The organism is Brevibacillus sp. AG (genome assembly GCF_028369215.1).
Classification (GTDB): Bacteria; Bacillota; Bacilli; order Brevibacillales; family Brevibacillaceae; genus Brevibacillus; species Brevibacillus porteri.
In genome coordinates this window covers 340276-356121 of sequence record NZ_JAQMYO010000005.1, presented here as the reverse complement: position 1 = coordinate 356121, position 15846 = coordinate 340276, and the positions used below count along the sequence as shown (strand labels likewise).

Annotated in this window: 14 protein-coding genes; 11 read left to right on the top strand and 3 right to left on the bottom strand. The window is 46.6% G+C overall.

Going from position 1 to position 15846, the window contains the following annotated elements; translation table 11 throughout:
- The first annotated feature begins 52 nt into the window (after nt 1-52).
- Nucleotides 53-691 (top strand): immunity protein Imm33 domain-containing protein, encoded by a 639-nt coding sequence (locus POF51_RS15555; protein ID WP_035291949.1) that lies wholly within the window; start codon nt 53-55, stop codon nt 689-691.
- Here the strand turns inward: POF51_RS15555 and nfi are convergent.
- Nucleotides 688-1374 carry a deoxyribonuclease V gene (nfi, locus tag POF51_RS15550; RefSeq protein WP_017252049.1) on the bottom strand — a complete coding sequence of 229 codons (687 nt, stop codon included), beginning with the start codon at nt 1372-1374 and terminating at the stop codon, nt 688-690. The genes POF51_RS15555 and nfi overlap by 4 nt on opposite strands.
- Nucleotides 1375-1544: 170 nt before the next feature.
- Here nfi and rbsK point away from each other — a divergent pair, with 170 nt between their 5' ends.
- The 4 genes from rbsK (at nt 1545) to POF51_RS15530 (ending at nt 6734) form a co-directional block, all read left to right on the top strand.
- The gene (rbsK, locus tag POF51_RS15545; protein WP_069848304.1) at nt 1545-2447 is read left to right on the top strand and encodes a ribokinase; all 903 of its coding nucleotides are present in this window, start codon (nt 1545-1547) and stop codon (nt 2445-2447) included.
- Nucleotides 2448-2675: 228 nt separating this feature from the next.
- The gene (locus tag POF51_RS15540) at nt 2676-3272 is read left to right on the top strand and encodes a TetR/AcrR family transcriptional regulator (protein ID WP_069848001.1); all 597 of its coding nucleotides are present in this window, start codon (nt 2676-2678) and stop codon (nt 3270-3272) included.
- Between the two features lie 65 nt (nt 3273-3337).
- A complete protein-coding gene (locus POF51_RS15535; RefSeq protein WP_069847999.1) occupies nt 3338-4477 on the top strand; it encodes an MFS transporter in 1140 nt (379 codons plus the stop codon).
- Between the two features lie 118 nt (nt 4478-4595).
- Nucleotides 4596-6734 (top strand): ATP-dependent Clp protease ATP-binding subunit, encoded by a 2139-nt coding sequence (locus POF51_RS15530; RefSeq protein WP_069847997.1) that lies wholly within the window; start codon nt 4596-4598, stop codon nt 6732-6734.
- A gap of 46 nt (nt 6735-6780) precedes the next feature.
- On the opposite strand, the gene POF51_RS15525 is transcribed toward POF51_RS15530, so the two are convergent.
- Entirely contained in the window at nt 6781-7404 is a 624-nt protein-coding gene (locus tag POF51_RS15525; RefSeq protein ID WP_069847995.1) for a YqaA family protein, read from the bottom strand.
- 436 nt (nt 7405-7840) lie between these two features.
- Nucleotides 7841-9190, bottom strand: coding sequence for an aminotransferase-like domain-containing protein (locus POF51_RS15520; protein WP_271755691.1), 1350 nt, complete (start codon nt 9188-9190; stop codon nt 7841-7843).
- A 137-nt stretch (nt 9191-9327) separates the two neighbouring features.
- Here POF51_RS15520 and POF51_RS15515 point away from each other — a divergent pair, with 137 nt between their 5' ends.
- The 6 genes from POF51_RS15515 (at nt 9328) to POF51_RS15490 (ending at nt 15839) form a co-directional block, all read left to right on the top strand.
- On the top strand, nt 9328-10278 hold the full coding sequence (locus POF51_RS15515; RefSeq protein ID WP_069847991.1) for a DMT family transporter: 951 nt from the start codon (nt 9328-9330) through the stop codon (nt 10276-10278).
- A gap of 189 nt (nt 10279-10467) precedes the next feature.
- Nucleotides 10468-11454 (top strand): ABC transporter ATP-binding protein, encoded by a 987-nt coding sequence (locus POF51_RS15510; protein ID WP_069847989.1) that lies wholly within the window; start codon nt 10468-10470, stop codon nt 11452-11454.
- A 44-nt stretch (nt 11455-11498) separates the two neighbouring features.
- Nucleotides 11499-12302, top strand: a complete 804-nt coding sequence (locus POF51_RS15505; protein ID WP_052168366.1) for an ABC transporter permease — start codon at nt 11499-11501, stop codon at nt 12300-12302.
- Nucleotides 12299-13096 (top strand): ABC transporter permease, encoded by a 798-nt coding sequence (locus tag POF51_RS15500; RefSeq protein WP_017252039.1) that lies wholly within the window; start codon nt 12299-12301, stop codon nt 13094-13096. Before POF51_RS15505 ends, POF51_RS15500 begins: the two co-directional genes overlap by 4 nt.
- Nucleotides 13097-13157: 61 nt before the next feature.
- On the top strand, nt 13158-14213 hold the full coding sequence (locus POF51_RS15495) for an ABC transporter substrate-binding protein (RefSeq protein WP_069847987.1): 1056 nt from the start codon (nt 13158-13160) through the stop codon (nt 14211-14213).
- A 150-nt stretch (nt 14214-14363) separates the two neighbouring features.
- Nucleotides 14364-15839, top strand: a complete 1476-nt coding sequence (locus POF51_RS15490) for a spore germination protein (RefSeq protein WP_069847985.1) — start codon at nt 14364-14366, stop codon at nt 15837-15839.
- The last annotated feature ends 7 nt before the right edge of the window (nt 15840-15846 follow it).

Sequence of the window (15846 nt, the reverse complement as noted above, 5' to 3'; positions counted from 1 at the left end):
GTGATATCCTGAAGATAGCAGCAATTCCGATCACGCAGAAAGGAAGAGGTCCATGTCAGCTGAGAAAGAGTCCCGACTCTGCAAACGCTCTAAACAGATTCATAACCGAACGTTTGTCGTGACCTGCAAAGAGTTTTTGGTGAAGCAAGCAGACTTTCTGTTGGACGTATTCGCCGATGTAGAAGACGAGACTGGTCCTATTAAGAACGGTGCGAAAATTCAGGTAGGCTGGACCATTCTTCTGGTTTTCGAACGAGATGGGTATATGGAAATCGTGGCACCCGACTACGACGAGAATCCTTTTTCCGAAACAACTTCTGACCTGTCTGTGTCCTTGGTCGTGCAAATGGCGCAAAACAACTGTTTGCAAACCGTGCGAGCAGAAGGGGAAGCTGCTTTGTTCCAAGATAAAATTGTGGTGGCAAAAGGTGCATTTGAACAAGAACATGTCTATTTGCAGCGTGCAGAAGATGTTCGAAAAGGTGACTCCGGATGGTATCTCGGGCCTGTGGAAGGCGAAGTAGACAGTGACCAGCTAGAGTCATACTACGTTTACCAACTGCTAAAGCTACGTCCGTCTCTTTTGCAAGCATTGGCTCTTCCACGAGGGTATATCGTCGTGTTCCAAGGAGATCTGATTGAAGCAGTCTTGGATGAGCACGATGAAAATGTATGGCCGACACTCCATTAGCGGCTGTTATTTAACTTTGCCGATACTTTATTCACGAGCTGATCCGCTTGCCGCGTCGTTTCGGGCAAACGATATTTGGGAGAGAGCTTGGTGATCCATGCGCATGCAGTTGGCAAAGAGATTCCGTGTCCGATCGAGACGAATATCGGTTTTATATTCGGTTGTGTACGCAAGACTCCACCGATGATTTCACCCTGATCGATCAAAGGGGAATACACGCCTCTTTCCTGTGCGGGTTCTTCGTATTCGCCTAGCAGTCTCGTTTTTCCACAGCCAATGGTAGGAATGTCAAACAGGACGCCCAAATGACTGGCTAGTCCGAATCTTCGTGGGTGAGCGATTCCTTGTCCATCGCAGACGACAAGCTGCGGTGTTGTTTTTAGCTCCTTGAATGCACGCACCAACGGAGGCAGCTCTCGAAAAGAGAACAGGCCGGGAATATACGGGAATTCGACGGTGTCTTGAATGACGACAGACTCGACGACTTGCAGGGAATTAGCGTCGAGGATCACGACACCAGCAACTAACAAATCAGACTCGGCATGATAGGCGACATCTACTCCAGCGATAAAGCGTACGTCCGCTAGTTGATCTTCTTTTTTCACTTGTTGGGCTAGTTGTCGCTGTAAGTTGATAGCCTCTTGCTCATCAATGTTCCAAGGATGTTGGATAATCGGCTCCATCTGGTTACCTCCGGATGATAGAAGATTTGTTCATTATATCCAATGGAGGCATTGCGCTCCAAGTCTTCTTAGGAACAATCCTGAGAAAATACGTTGACTTCTCTGATGAAAAGCACTATTTTGTAACCGACAGAATGATCATGTTCGAGATGGAACGAGGAGGGCTCGTCGTGAAAATCGCAGTAGTAGGAAGCATCAATATGGATCTCGTAACCCATGTACATCATTTGCCCAGAGCAGGAGAAACGATCGCAAGCCATCACTTCGAGCTGATCCCGGGTGGAAAGGGAGCGAATCAGGCAGTAGCAGCGTCTCGCCTGGGTGCGCATGTCTCCATGATTGGAATGGTAGGAGAGGATGAGAACGGCCGGGTTATGCTGGGAGGGCTAAAGGATGCGCACGTACACATAGAGGGGATCAAATGCTCGGGTACGACAGGCATGGCTTTTATCAATGTCAGTGATGACGGGGAAAATAACATCGTGCTCGTTCCTGGTGCGAATGCGCTCGTCAGCACCGAGCATATTGCAGACAATCAGTCTATTTTAAAGGACAGTGACATCGTATTGCTCCAACTGGAAATCCCGATGCATGTCGTGGAATATACCGTTAAAGAGGCTGCTCGACTCGGCAAGCTGATCATTTTAAATCCGGCACCTGCACGCGAGCTATCCAGTGAGCTATTAACCCATGTACATACCTTAACCCCAAATGAAACAGAGCTTTCTATTCTCACGGGAATGCCTGTATCCACGATAGATGAAGTGCATGCCGCAGCCCAAAAGCTTTTGTCTGGTGGACCAAAGCGCGTCATCGTGACGTTGGGGGAAAAGGGCGCTCTCTTAGTAACCGCCGATGAGGCGACCCATATCCCGGCTTTCCGCGTAGAGCCAGTGGATACAACTGCGGCAGGCGATTCCTTTACGGCAGCTTTTGCAGTTGGGATCACACAAGGAATGACAGAAACGGAAGCGGCCACTTTCGCCAGCAAAGTAGCAGCGATTGTCGTAACAAGGAACGGTGCTCAACCATCCCTGCCTACTTTCGAAGAAGTACAAGCATACTCTTTTTAATGGGGGCGATAGATGGAGAAGGTCAACTTAGCTGAAGAGTTTACGTTATTCCAACAGTGACAGATTTAGAGTCGATATAATCAATGATCAAGCCTATTTTGAGAGATGATTTTCAAAATGGGTTTTTTCTATAGGCATGGTTTACAGTTGCAGACATTTTATTTGTTGACCGAACGGTACATAATATGTAAGATTTCCATAACAGTTGAAAACGAAAGGAGGATTCCGTTGAACAAACGCGGCAGACCTCGTGATTTTGATTACACTTCCATTGTAGATGTGGCCATGAAAACATTTTGGTCAAAAGGCTACAATGGTTGTTCTACGCATGATTTATGCAGTGATACTGGACTAGGTAAAGGCAGCTTGTACAATACGTTTGGCAGCAAACAGGACCTTTATCTAGCAGTGGTGGAACACTATCACGAAACTGGAATTCGTGAACAGCGGGCATTATTGGAAAGTCCGGGTTTCGTGAAAGAACGGTTGCACAATTTTTTAGCTTGGGCATTAGTGGAAGACTTTGAATCTACGAATCCAAAGGGATGTTTGCTGATCAATGCGGGATTGGAACGGGCAAAAGACGATCCCAAGATTGAAGAAATAGTCTCCAGACATGTTGAACTTTTGAAGCAAACCATGGAAAAAGTGATGGAGGAAGGCTTGCGAACGGGCGAAATCTCCAAAAAACGATCTGCTGTGGATTTGGCTAGCCTATTTTTAAGCAGTTACTACGGCTTCCGTGTGTTGAATACATCTACACAAAATCGGACATTGGCTGAACAAATCATGAACGGCATCATGGAATCTATCTTCGGCGCGTAATGCGCTCTTTTTTTGAGTTATTTTTGTACCGATTGTTACAATAATAAGTAGAGGAGTGTTCCTTCATGCCGTCGATGATTTATTTGTTAGCGGTAGCGATTTTTGCGATGACGACTTCTGAATTTATGGTGGCAGGTATGATGAACGAGCTTGCCGATGTTTTCGACGTGTCGATCCCATCCATCGGGTATTTTATTACGGCGTATGCAGGAGCAATGGTGATAGGTGGCCCGATCCTAACAGCAACTCTCTTGCACATTCGCCGAAAACAAGCGCTGCTTTCTTTGGTTGCCGTCTTCTTTATTGGCCAATCGCTGGGAGCCATGGCTTGGAATTACGAGTCGATGATGCTTGCACGTATCCTAACAGGTATTGCTTCATCCGCAGCGTTTGGTATCTCCGTTAGTATTTCAGCCAGCTTGGTTCCCCCTCATTCACGGGGAAAGGCAGCTTCGATTGTTTTGGCAGGCTTAATGATTGCTACTGTCATCGGACTCCCTCTGACAACCGTGATTGCACAATATTTCGGCTGGAGAATGAGCTTTTGGGCTGTTGCCGTTGTCGTATTGCTATCAGGGATCTTGATCCAATGGTTGCTTCCTTCCTCCGTACAAAAAGACCAGATGAACGGAAAGGATGAGCTTGCCAGTTTTCAAAATCCACACCTTTGGGCCGCGTATGTAACGAGTATGCTGATCATTGGCGGTACCTTCGCAGCGTTTAGTTATTTTACTCCGATTCTTATGGATGTAACGACATTTTCGGATACCAGTATCCCGTATTTGCTTGCCCTTTATGGCATCGCGACCGTGATCGGAAATATCGTGATTGGCAGACTTGCTGATCGTTTTACCATGCGCATCCTTGTAACGGGATTAAGCATACTCTTAGCGGCATTGGTTCTATTTGCCGTAGGCGCCGAAAATAAATGGATCGCTGTGCTATCCATTGTTCTGATTGGGTTGACGGGTGTCGCGATGAATCCGGCCATGATCGCACGAGTGATGAATACTGCAGGCAGTGGGACAATGGTAAACACTATGCATACTTCCTTTATTACATTGGGTGTTGCCATTGGTTCTTCCTTAGGCGGGATCGGGATCAGCAGTGGCTATGGGCTTGTTTCACCATTGTGGATAGGCGCTTGTTTAGCTGTTATTGGGTTACTTTCAATTGTTCCCTATCTGCAAAAGGGCAAAGTGTAAAAAACCAAACAATCCCTCTTGAAAGTCAAAAAAGGTCAAACTATAATAAAGTCAACGAAGGTCAGGAAAGGTCAAAGATCTTCTGGATTCCAAAACAACGCTTTTGGGGGGATTGAATATGCATTGTGAAATCTGCAAACAACGAGAAGCAACTGTGACTGTTCATATACGTGTACAAAATCAGCAACAAAAATACGATCTGTGCAAAGACTGCCAGACAAAGCTGACCAACAAAATGGGAGTGGGTATGGGCTTTAGTCCTTTCTCCTCCTTCTCTGGACTGGATGAGTTCCTGCAAGGCTTTGCCCAAGGCCCGATGAATCCGGGCAAATCTTCCAGCCAACCACAGCCACAAGCACCAGAGCGTGGTGGAGGCATCCTCGATGACCTGGGGCGTAATCTAAACGATGCGGCACGTGCCGGACTGATTGACCCTGTGATTGGACGAGAACAGGAAATTGAGCGTGTCATTGAGATTTTGAACCGACGCAATAAGAACAATCCGGTTCTGATCGGGGAGCCAGGCGTCGGGAAGACGGCGATTGCGGAAGGCCTCGCCTTGCGTATTACGGAAGGGCAAGTGCCGACCAAGCTGAAAAACAAGCAGGTGTACATTTTAGATGTCGCCTCTCTGGTTGCAGGGACGGGAATTCGCGGACAGTTCGAGGAAAAAGTGAAGCAAGTGATTGCCGAGCTGCAAAAGCGCAAAAACGTCATCCTGTTTGTGGATGAGATTCATCTACTGGTGGGGGCAGGCTCTGCGGAAGGATCAATGGATGCAGGGAACATCCTGAAGCCTGCACTGGCTCGCGGTGAGTTGCAACTGATTGGGGCAACTACGTTAAAAGAGTATCGCGTGATTGAAAAAGACGCAGCTCTGGAGCGCCGCTTGCAGCCAGTCATGGTAAAGGAGCCAACCGTAGAACAAGCCATCGAGATTTTAAAAGGATTGCGTCCGAAATACGAAGCATTCCACCAAGTCGCTTACTCGGATGATGTCATCCGTGCCAGCGTGGAATACGCCCATCGTTACATTCAGGATCGATTCTTGCCTGACAAGGCGATTGATCTCATGGATGAAGTGGGCTCGCGTTTGAACCTGAGGTCCTCCGCGGTTGATACGGCAGAATTGCATGAGCGGCTGGCGCAGATCAATCAGGAGAAAAAGGAAGCGACGGAGCAAGAGGCATACGAACGAGCTGCCCGTCTGCGAGACGAGGAAGCAAGCATTTTAGAGAAGCTGGATCAGATTGAGGGCAAGGAACAACGCGTCCAGGTTGACGTCTCGGACATCCAAGCCTTGATCGAGCAAAAGACTGGGATTCCTGTTACGAAGCTGCAAAGTGATGAGCAGATGAAAATGAAAAACCTAGCGGCTCATTTGGAAGCAAAAGTCATTGGTCAATCCGAGGCGGTCACACAAGTCGCGAAGGCGATTCGACGCAGTCGTGCAGGTCTGAAACCGAAAAACAGACCGATTGCTTCCTTCCTGTTCGTCGGTCCGACTGGCGTAGGGAAAACAGAATTGTCCAAAGCATTGGCAGAGGAGCTGTTTGGTACCCGTGATTCCATGATCCGCCTCGATATGAGCGAGTACATGGAGAAGCACTCGGTATCCAAACTGATCGGTTCTCCTCCTGGCTACGTCGGTCATGAAGAAGCAGGTCAGTTGACTGAACGCGTTCGCCGCAACCCGTACAGCATTATTTTGCTTGATGAGATCGAAAAAGCACACCCGGACGTGATGCACATGTTCCTGCAAATTCTGGAGGACGGTCGTCTAACAGACAGTCAGGGCCGTACGGTGAATTTTAAGGAGACGGTCATCATTGCGACGAGCAATGCCGGCGTGAGCGAGCGCAAAATCTCCGTTGGCTTTGGAGCAAAAGCGCCCGAGCCCGCCACCGTGCTGGATTCTCTGGGGGCGTACTTCAAGCCAGAGTTCCTAAACCGCTTCGACTCGATCATTTCCTTTGCTCATCTGGAAAAACAGGATTTGGTCAAAATCGTCGATCTGCTGCTGCAAGATGTTAGGGGCAATCTGTCTGAGCAAGGAATGGAGATCAGCGTGACAGATGCCGCAAAAGAAAAGCTGGCTGAGCTGGGCTACAACCCTTCCTTCGGGGCACGTCCATTGCGCCGCGTAATTCAGCAATATGTCGAGGATGGCATTGCGGATCTGGTGATGGAAGAAGACAATGTGACAGCGATGCTGATTGATGTAGAAGAGGAAGGCATTCGTGTCAAAAAAGCATAACAGGCGTAAAAAAAGAAACCCCAATGTGTGAATTGGGGTTTCTTTGCTATTTATTCAGGACTTTCTCATTGATGCCATTGCTGACGCCAGCGTTTTCCATTTTCAGCTGGCGGCGCTTGGTGACAATTTTCTTCACCCATAATCCGACCAAGATGAGCGGCACCATGATGAGGAATATATATATAGAAACGTTATGGACCATATTTTCCGCCATTTTACCGTAAAAATAAAACAAAAATCCGACTGCGTAAAATTTGACTGCCCGTCCAATTGCCGCATACCCAAGCAATTTCCACAACGGGAATTTCAAGCAACCTGACATGATTGTAAATACTTTAAACGGAATCGGTGTAAATGAACCGATGAAGATCGCGACTTCGCCCTTCTTTTGAAACATCGCTGTGGCAGAATCAATCCATTCCTTCTTGAGGATTTTGTACAGAACGGATTTGCCTAGGACTTTACCGATAAAATAACCAACGGGTGTCCCTAAGAGACAAGCGATATAGCCTACCGTTGCAATCCACAATGCCTGCGAAGGATCAACGAGGCTGAGTGGCACTTGAAGAAAGAAGGCAGGAACGGGAAAGATGACTGCGTCTGCAAAAGAATGGATGAACATTCCCAAATAGCCGTATTCCATTAAGAAATCTAAAATGTTCTGAAACATCTATTTCTCCTTTGTCATTCTATCGTTAACTGCCAGTCATCAACTTTGGAGGCCTTTTTGCGATTTGTCGGAATATTCAGCAGCGCGCCGAGTAAGTCCAACAAAATACATGTGTCTAGATGCGATTCTACTTCAAACTGGCCGACTATGGAACGAATTTTTTTGAATTGGGATTCACTTACTATACAACGATATACCGCATTTGATGCATTTTAAAACAATTTTCTCTGCATATTTTCTTTTACAAAGCCGCCATCATTCTGCTAAAACCATATTCCTGTATTTGTAATACGTTGTAGATCGTTAATAGGTTACGTACCAATCATTTCACATCCGCCTGTGCTATGGATCAACTCAACAGCTCTATTATGGAGATTTTTTGGTTGTCCAAAAACGCACCCTCGTCGGATTTTATCTGCGACTTAAGGCGGAGAGGTTAACGGTGCATGCGGCGTAACACATCCATCAACACCTCAATCCCTTGCTCAATCACTGCTTCCTTGGCATAGGACACATTCAGCTTCAAAATATTTTCTTGCGGAAAGCCCACCAAGTAATTTTTGTCAGTAGCATCCACAAGAATGGAGTACTTTTTTAGCTGGTTGATAACAGCAGGGACCGGGATGGAATCGTTCAAAACAATGTGCGTATGAATCCCCGGATACGCAAAGGGCTGAAAGTTGAACAGATGCTCTTCATTCGTCGCAAAATGGTTCAAAGACGCCATCAGCAGGTTGGATCGCCGTTGATAGGAACTGCGAATTTTTTGCTTGTGACGCTCGAACATTCCGCTTTTTAGGTAAATTTCCAACGCAGCTTGAGATAGCATGGAGCTGTCGATATCCATGAGTCGCTTGTGCTGGTTAAAAGAATCTTTTAGCGCGTCAGGTATAACGGCCACACCCAAACGCAACCCAGGAAAAATAATTTTGGAATAGCTTTTTAAATAAATGGTGCGAGAAAAGCGATCATAGGTAAAGAGGGGATCAGCTTTGCTGTCATGCTCAAGATCTGCCATGTAATCGTCTTCTACGATATAGACGTCGTACTGTTGGGCAAGCTCCACAATGCGCTGTTTATCCTTTCGACTGTACGTCGTACCGAGCGGACTATGGTAGCGAGGCATCGTATAGAAAAACTTGATCTCTCCCGTTCGGAAAATAGACTCCAGCTCTTCTAAATCGATTCCTTGGGCAGTGCGCTTGATCCCGACGACAGGATGCTTGCGTACTTGCAAACTTTCAATGAAAAGATGGTAACTGGGCTGCTCAATCAGAATCGTTTCCTTGCCATTTGGAAAAGGAAGAATGCACAGCAAGGATAGCGCTTGTTGGACACCGGAGGTAATGAAAATATTACCCGGGTCCGTAAAAACCTGATGGTTCCCAAGCAGCTTGGCGATGACGGCAATGAGCGATGGCAAGCCTTGTGTGGTTCCATATATAAAAAGATCGTTTTTATAGGTTTCAATCGCTTTATTGATGCAGTGTTGAAAGTCGACATAAGGAAAGAGGTCAGGATCGGGAGCAGAGGTCGCAAAATCGATCACCGACGTATCTGCAAGTTGGATCTTTCTTTGTTTTTTCACGACGTAGTAGCCGCTTCGGTCGACCGAGTAGATGAGGTGACGCTTTTCCAGCTCATCCAAAGTGCGGATTACAGTGCTCTTGCTGCATTGGTAACGAGAGGCGAGCTCCCGAATGGAGGGAAGCCGGTCTCCGTCTCGATAGGAGAGGCTTTCAATCAACGTTTCGAGTTCATTTTGTAGCTGCAAATATTTGTGCATCCAAAAAACATTCCCTTACCGCTGGTTTTGTATCGGTACAGTTACTCCTTTTTTGCATTGTAGCACGATTGATCCCCCATTACTATTAACCTAAGACGGCCGTCTGTAAAAAGTCCCCAGTAGGAGAGATACATACGATGAAAGACCAACAAAAAGCGATTCTTGCGGCATTACTGAATGCAGGGATTACCGGCTTGTCGTTTTTGTTTCTGAAAATGGCACTCGCTGTAACCAGCCCGGTTGATACTTTGGCGCACCGTTTTACCGTGGCATTTATCGCTGCATCTATACCGATCGTGTTTGGGTGGATCAAGCTGTCCATCAAACCAAAAGACATGCTCACGATTATACCGCTCGCCATGCTGTATCCCATTCTGTTCTTTACCCTTCAGGCGTTTGGACTGGTGTATACCACTTCGTCTGAAGCAGGGATTATTCAAGCAACCGTTCCGATTTTTACTATGATCCTGGCAGCATTCTTTTTGGGGGAGTCTTCTACGTGGCTGCAAAAGCTATCCACGCTTTTATCCGTAGGAGGTGTCGTGTACATTTTTGCAATGAAGGGGTTCGGTGTCAGCTCAGGCTCAGGGAGCAGTATCGGTACCATTCTCATCCTGTTATCCGCGTTTTCATTGGCGGGGTATAGTGTTCTGGCGAGGAAAATGACTAAGTCCTTTCATTATATAGACATGACGTATATGGTGGCGTTACTCGGATTTTTGTTTTTTAACGGCTGGTCAGTCATTCGCCATAGTGCAGAGGGGACTTTGTCGACGTATTTTGCCCCTTTCGCCAGCTCATCGTTTATCATCTCCATTGTATTTTTGGGGATATTGTCCTCGCTCATGACGTCTTTTATGACCAACTTTGCCTTGTCCAAGATGGAAGCATCCAAACTCAGCGTGTTTAACAATTTGTCTACGTTGGTTACCATCGTGGCAGGCGTCATCTTTTTGCAGGAACAACTGGCGTACTACCATCTTATTGGCGCGGTGATGATTGTTATCGGGGTGATTGGGACGAATTTCCTAGGGGCAAAAGCGAAGAACCAGAATCGCACGCCTCAACCAAAATCCACTTCTGTGTGAGAAAATAAAATGGATAAGCAACAGAGCGAATGTTTATTCATTGGCTCTGTTTGTTTTTGTGGAGGAATCTCTCATCCTTGCTAGTCGCAAAAAAATCATTCTAGACTTGGTGAAACTGTTTACAAATCGTATCATACACGATATAGTTACCTAGATTGTGAGTATAATGACATATGGTGAGATGACGGAATGAAAAAAATTATACATCTGGATTCGATTGAAAAGAGATTTGTAGATACTGTCGTCGTCCCCTCTTTTTCTCTCTCCATTGAAGAAGGGGAGTTTTTGACGTTACTCGGCCCCAGTGGCTGTGGGAAAACGACACTGCTTCGAATGATTGCTGGCTTTGAACAGCCAACGACTGGGGAAATTTTCCTGGACGAAAAACCACTCAGCCATGTGCCGCCGTATCAGCGCGATATGAACATGGTGTTCCAGCAATATGCTTTGTTTCCACACATGACAGTGGAGCAAAACATCCTGTTTGGTTTGAAAATGAAAAAAGTCAAAGCAGATGAACAACAAAAGCGTTTGGAGGAAGTACTTCAGTACGTCCAACTGACAGAATTGCGGAAGCGCACGCCAAAGCAGCTGTCTGGCGGACAACAGCAACGCGTAGCAATCGCACGGGCGATTATTAACAACCCACGCGTTCTGCTTCTGGACGAGCCTCTAGGTGCTTTGGACTACCAATTGCGAAAAAGCTTGCAGCTTGAACTGAAAAACTTGCAGAAAAACTTGGGAATAACGTTCATTTACGTCACACATGACCAAGAAGAAGCGATGGCGATGTCCGATCGAATCGCGGTTATGAACAAGGGACGAATTGAACAGATTGCTTCTCCAGCAGAGATTTACAACTCCCCGCAAACCTTGTTTGTGGCTACCTTTATTGGGGAAAACAACATTTTCCGGGAAAACGGAACGAATGCAGCCGTACGTCCAGAAAAGATCAAGTTGTACCCGATTGACTCCGACAAGGATAAGCACAAGAAGCTGGGCACCATTGCTGACGCGGTGTTCCTCGGCAATTTGCGCAAGGTATTTATCCGCCTCGAGGGGCAGGATATGACCGTAATGGCACACCAGTACGCAGGTGACGGTCTGGACTGGCAGGTGGGAGACCAAGTGGCCATTGGCTGGGCACAGACGGACGAGGTGATTCTTCCTTGTTAAACAAGAAGCCGGTAAAACTGCTCGCGCTTCCCGCCCTTTTGTGGATGGGTGCGCTTTTCGTCCTGCCTATGCTTATGATCGCCGTACTGTCTTTCCTCAAAAGAGGCACGTACGGGCAAGTTGTCTATGAATTTACGTTGAACAATTACATCCGTATTTTCGATCCGCTGTATGGTCAAATTTTTTGGGATACGCTGGTCGTAGCGGTTTTAACAACGGTATTTTCGATTTTGTGCGGTTATCCGTTAGCGTATTACATTTCACGACTGGAAAAATCGACTCAGCAAATATGGCTTTTGCTCGTGATGATTCCGTTTTGGATCAACTTCTTGGTCCGTTCCTATGCGTGGGTAATCATCCTACGTTCGCAAGGCGTAATCAATACGTTCCTGCAATCGCTGGGCATTATTTCGGAGCCGTTGCCGCTCCTGTACAATTCGGGTTCTGTCCTGCTCGGGATGGTGTACACACTCATGCCATTCATGGTCCTGCCGATTTATGTGTCACTGGAGCAGATGGATCGTCGTAAGCTGGAAGCAGCGTATGATTTGGGCGCAACACCTTGGAAAGCTTTTTGGCACGTGACTCTGCCGATGACCAAGACAGGTGTCGTCACTGGATCGATCCTCGTATTTGTTTCTTCCATCGGGATGTTCGTCGTTCCGGATGTCATGGGAGGAGCGAAATCGGCTCTGATCGGAAACGTCATTCAAAATCAATTTTTGTCCGCGCGTGACTGGCCGTTTGGTTCTGCCTTGTCCATCGTGCTGATGCTATTGTCCATGCTGTTGATTCTTCTTTATTTCCGCGCTACCAAAGCGAGTGAGACAAAGGAGGGATCAGCATGAAAACATTACGTCGAAACGCACTATCTGGATACTCGTGGCTGATGCTGGTCTTTTTGTATCTGCCAATCTTGATCCTTGTCCTTTATTCGTTCAATGATTCACGGATCAATGCTACGTGGACTGGTTTTACGTGGAAATGGTACGTTTCTTTGTTTGAAAACAGGCAGGTCATGCAAGCGCTGATGAACAGTATGACGATCGGGGTTATCAGCAGCGTCATCGCAACGGTTTTGGGTACGGCTGCCGCTCTGGCGGTCAAGCATTATTCGATTCGTTGGAGCAACATCTTCAACGGGCTGATGTACTTGCCGATCGTCATCCCTGAGATCATGATGGGATTGGCTATGCTCGTGCTTTTTAGCCAGGTACAGATGGAGCTGGGGAAAGTGACCCTGATCCTGGCGCATGTTACGTTTAGCATGCCGTATGTGATGGTCATTATCTCAGGACGTTTGGCTGATATGGGCAAAGAACTGGAAGAAGCATCTCAAGATTTGGGAGCAACTCCATGGGAGACATTGCGCTATGTGACGCTGCCTCTGATCATGCCAGGGATCATCGCAGGCTTCCTGATGGCGTTTACCCTGTCGCTGGACGATTTCATTATTTCGTTCTTCGTGGCTGGTCCGAATTCGACCACATTGCCACTCTACATTTATGGGTTGGTAAAACGAGGCGTCTCGCCAGAAGTGAATGCACTCTCGACACTTTTGATCGTGAGTACTGTGCTTTTGGTTGTGGTGGCAGAGATTTTCCGCCGTAAAGACTCGAAAAATAATCAATCTATCTTTTAGATCCATCATGGAGTTTTCATAAAAGCAATCCCATAACTGATTTGGAGGTTGAGAGGAAAAAATGAAACGTTTCAAGTCCTTGATGATCGGCGCTTTGACCGCCGTACTTGCGGTGACTGCTGTAGGCTGCTCATCGTCATCTGAGCAAGAGCAACAAGTATTGAATATTTATAGCTGGGCAGACAACTTCGACCAAGACGTCATCAAAGATTTTGAGCAAAAATTCAACGTCAAGGTTAACTATGATGTATACGGAAGCAACGAAGAAATGCTGGCAAAAGTTCAAGCAGGTGCATCCGGCTACGACCTGATTCAACCTTCCGACTACATGGTAGGCACGATGATTCAGTTGGGCCTCCTGGAAGAGTTGAACAAAGCCAACATCCCGAACATGGGCAATATCGTGTCTACGTTCAAGACACCTCCTTATGACAAAGAAAACAAGTATTCACTCGTATATACATGGGGAATAACCGGGATCGCTTACAACAAGAAATATGTAAAAGAAACCCCGACAAGCTGGAACGATCTGTGGAATGAAGCTTACAAGGGCCGTGTCATCATGCTGAACGACCCGCGTGAGGTTATGGGAATGGCACTGATCAAGAATGGCTTCTCCAATAGCACGACGAACACAAAGGAACTGGAAAAGTCCTTTGCTGATTTGAAAAAGGTAGTACCGAATGTTGTTGCCTTTGATACAGACAACATCAAGCAAAAGATGATTGCTGAGGAAGCATGGATTGGAACGGTTTGGTCTGGTGACGCCGCTTTCATTCACGCACAAAATCCAGATGTTGAGTACGTCATCCCGAAAGAGGGCGCAACGATCTGGGCAGACACGCTGGCAATTCCAAAAGGCGCTAAGAACAAGGAAATGGCTGAGAAGTTCATCAACTACCTGATGGACCCAGAGGTCAGTGTGAAAAACTACGAGTCGATTGGCTACAGCAACCCGAACGAAAAAGCATACCCACTGCACAGTGAAGAATATCGTTCCAATAAGATGGTCTTCCTGGATACAGCAGACATTGCCCGTGCAGAGTGGCTGGTGGATGTAGGAGAAACCTTGCAGCAATACGACCGCTACTGGACTGAAATGAAGAGCGGTAGATAAATAGTGGTGAATGAACCGAGATGGAGTATTTCCGTCTCGGTTTTTTTGTGTTCATTTTGTCAGGGAGCTTACTCTTTGGCTTGAAAGGGGAATAGAGAGAGGGCATTGGAAAAATAATAAGGGGACACCATATATTGGGGTACACATAAGATGACAACTAACTTGATTACTGAATCCGTTAGCGAGACGCGAGAAAGATTATGGGATCACATGCGAAATCCGCGATTGGTGTTTCGTAACCTTTCTTGTGGAACCAATAGCTTGTTGCTAGTCTACCTCCCCTATCTAGTGGATACGGTAATTCTCCAGCAGGTGTTGCTTCCCTATTTCGAAAGATTACCTGACGAGAAGATCGTTCCTGACACGATTATGGGAACTGTTCCGGTTGCTCATGTCACTCAAACCACGGATTACAGACAAATCAGCGATTATCTCGTGAGGGGATGGATTTACCTTCAAATAGAAGGAATGGCGTGTGGGATTCTTCTCTACGTAGCAAGAATACCGAGTCGTTCTTTGGGAGAGGCTCAGGTCGAAACCCAGATTTTCGGTCCCCAGGTTTCTTTTACGGAAGCCTTGGAAACCAACTTAGGGGTTTTACAGGGATATCTGTCGACTGATTTGCTTACCAACGTATCCATTACGATTGGGAAACGCAGCATGACGAATGTGGAAATATGTTACATGGAGGAAGTGGCTGCTCCTGAAAATGTTCAAACCGTCATTCAGCGTATAAGCGATCTAGATATAGACGGCGTGATTGACAGCGGAAAATTGGTTCAACTGATTGATGACAATACGTTTTCTATTTTTCCACAGCTAATCCTAACAGAACGACCTGATCATGTAAGTGAAGCCCTGTTAGAAGGAAAGATTGTCGTGTTTGTGGAGGGGAGTCCATTTGCTATCGTCGGTCCCAGTTCCTTCGTTGACTTTTTCAAGTCCAATGAAGATCTCTATATCCGGTGGCAAATGGCTTCCTTCATTCGATTGTTACGTTTCTCGGCCCTTTTTGTCTCTTTGTTTTTTACAGCTACCTATGTGGCTGCACTTACGTTCCATTATGAAATGATTCCATCTGCTCTCCTTGTATCGCTAGTAAAGTCTCGTTCTAAGGTACCTTTTCCCCCGTTGTTTGAAGCATTGCTGCTTGAGATGATTATTGAATTCTTACGGGAGGCTGGAGCAAGACTTCCTTTCAAAGTTGGGCAAACGATAGGGATCGTCGGCGGTATCGTAATTGGACAGGCGGCCGTTGCAGCGGGTTTTACCAGTAACATCTTGATCATGATTGTGGCACTCAGTGCATTAGCTTCGTTTACTTTTCCTTCCTACATGATGAGTACGGCAGTACGCATCCTCCGCTTTCCGATTATCCTGTTAGCTGGAATTTGGGGAGGTTTTGGTATTATGCTTGGCGCGTCTTTTCTATTGATACACATCCTACGTCAATCAAGTCTGGGACGTCCGTTTTTTCTACCCTTCTTTCCTTTTCGCTTGCAGGATTTTAAAAACAGTCTGATCCGGTTTCCTTTTGACTCTCTCGGCAAGCGTCCGGTTATGACACGTTCTCCTGACGATACCCGTGTGCCTGATGAAGCAGGGAAAAAAAGACCAGTTCAGTAGGTTAGGT

What these genes read in the sequence shown, in the direction of transcription:
- nfi (WP_017252049.1), bottom strand. Translation starts at nt 1,374, where the DNA reads ATGGAGCCGATTATCCAACATCCTTGGAACATTGATGAGCAAGAGGCT.
- POF51_RS15520 (WP_271755691.1), bottom strand. Translation starts at nt 9,190, where the DNA reads ATGCACAAATATTTGCAGCTACAAAATGAACTCGAAACGTTGATTGAA.
- POF51_RS15525 (WP_069847995.1), bottom strand. Translation starts at nt 7,404, where the DNA reads ATGTTTCAGAACATTTTAGATTTCTTAATGGAATACGGCTATTTGGGA.
- POF51_RS15515 (WP_069847991.1), top strand. Translation starts at nt 9,328, where the DNA reads ATGAAAGACCAACAAAAAGCGATTCTTGCGGCATTACTGAATGCAGGG.
- POF51_RS15495 (WP_069847987.1), top strand. Translation starts at nt 13,158, where the DNA reads ATGAAACGTTTCAAGTCCTTGATGATCGGCGCTTTGACCGCCGTACTT.
- POF51_RS15500 (WP_017252039.1), top strand. Translation starts at nt 12,299, where the DNA reads ATGAAAACATTACGTCGAAACGCACTATCTGGATACTCGTGGCTGATG.
- POF51_RS15490 (WP_069847985.1), top strand. Translation starts at nt 14,364, where the DNA reads ATGACAACTAACTTGATTACTGAATCCGTTAGCGAGACGCGAGAAAGA.
- POF51_RS15535 (WP_069847999.1), top strand. Translation starts at nt 3,338, where the DNA reads ATGCCGTCGATGATTTATTTGTTAGCGGTAGCGATTTTTGCGATGACG.
- POF51_RS15510 (WP_069847989.1), top strand. Translation starts at nt 10,468, where the DNA reads ATGAAAAAAATTATACATCTGGATTCGATTGAAAAGAGATTTGTAGAT.
- POF51_RS15530 (WP_069847997.1), top strand. Translation starts at nt 4,596, where the DNA reads ATGCATTGTGAAATCTGCAAACAACGAGAAGCAACTGTGACTGTTCAT.
- POF51_RS15555 (WP_035291949.1), top strand. Translation starts at nt 53, where the DNA reads ATGTCAGCTGAGAAAGAGTCCCGACTCTGCAAACGCTCTAAACAGATT.
- POF51_RS15505 (WP_052168366.1), top strand. Translation starts at nt 11,499, where the DNA reads ATGGGTGCGCTTTTCGTCCTGCCTATGCTTATGATCGCCGTACTGTCT.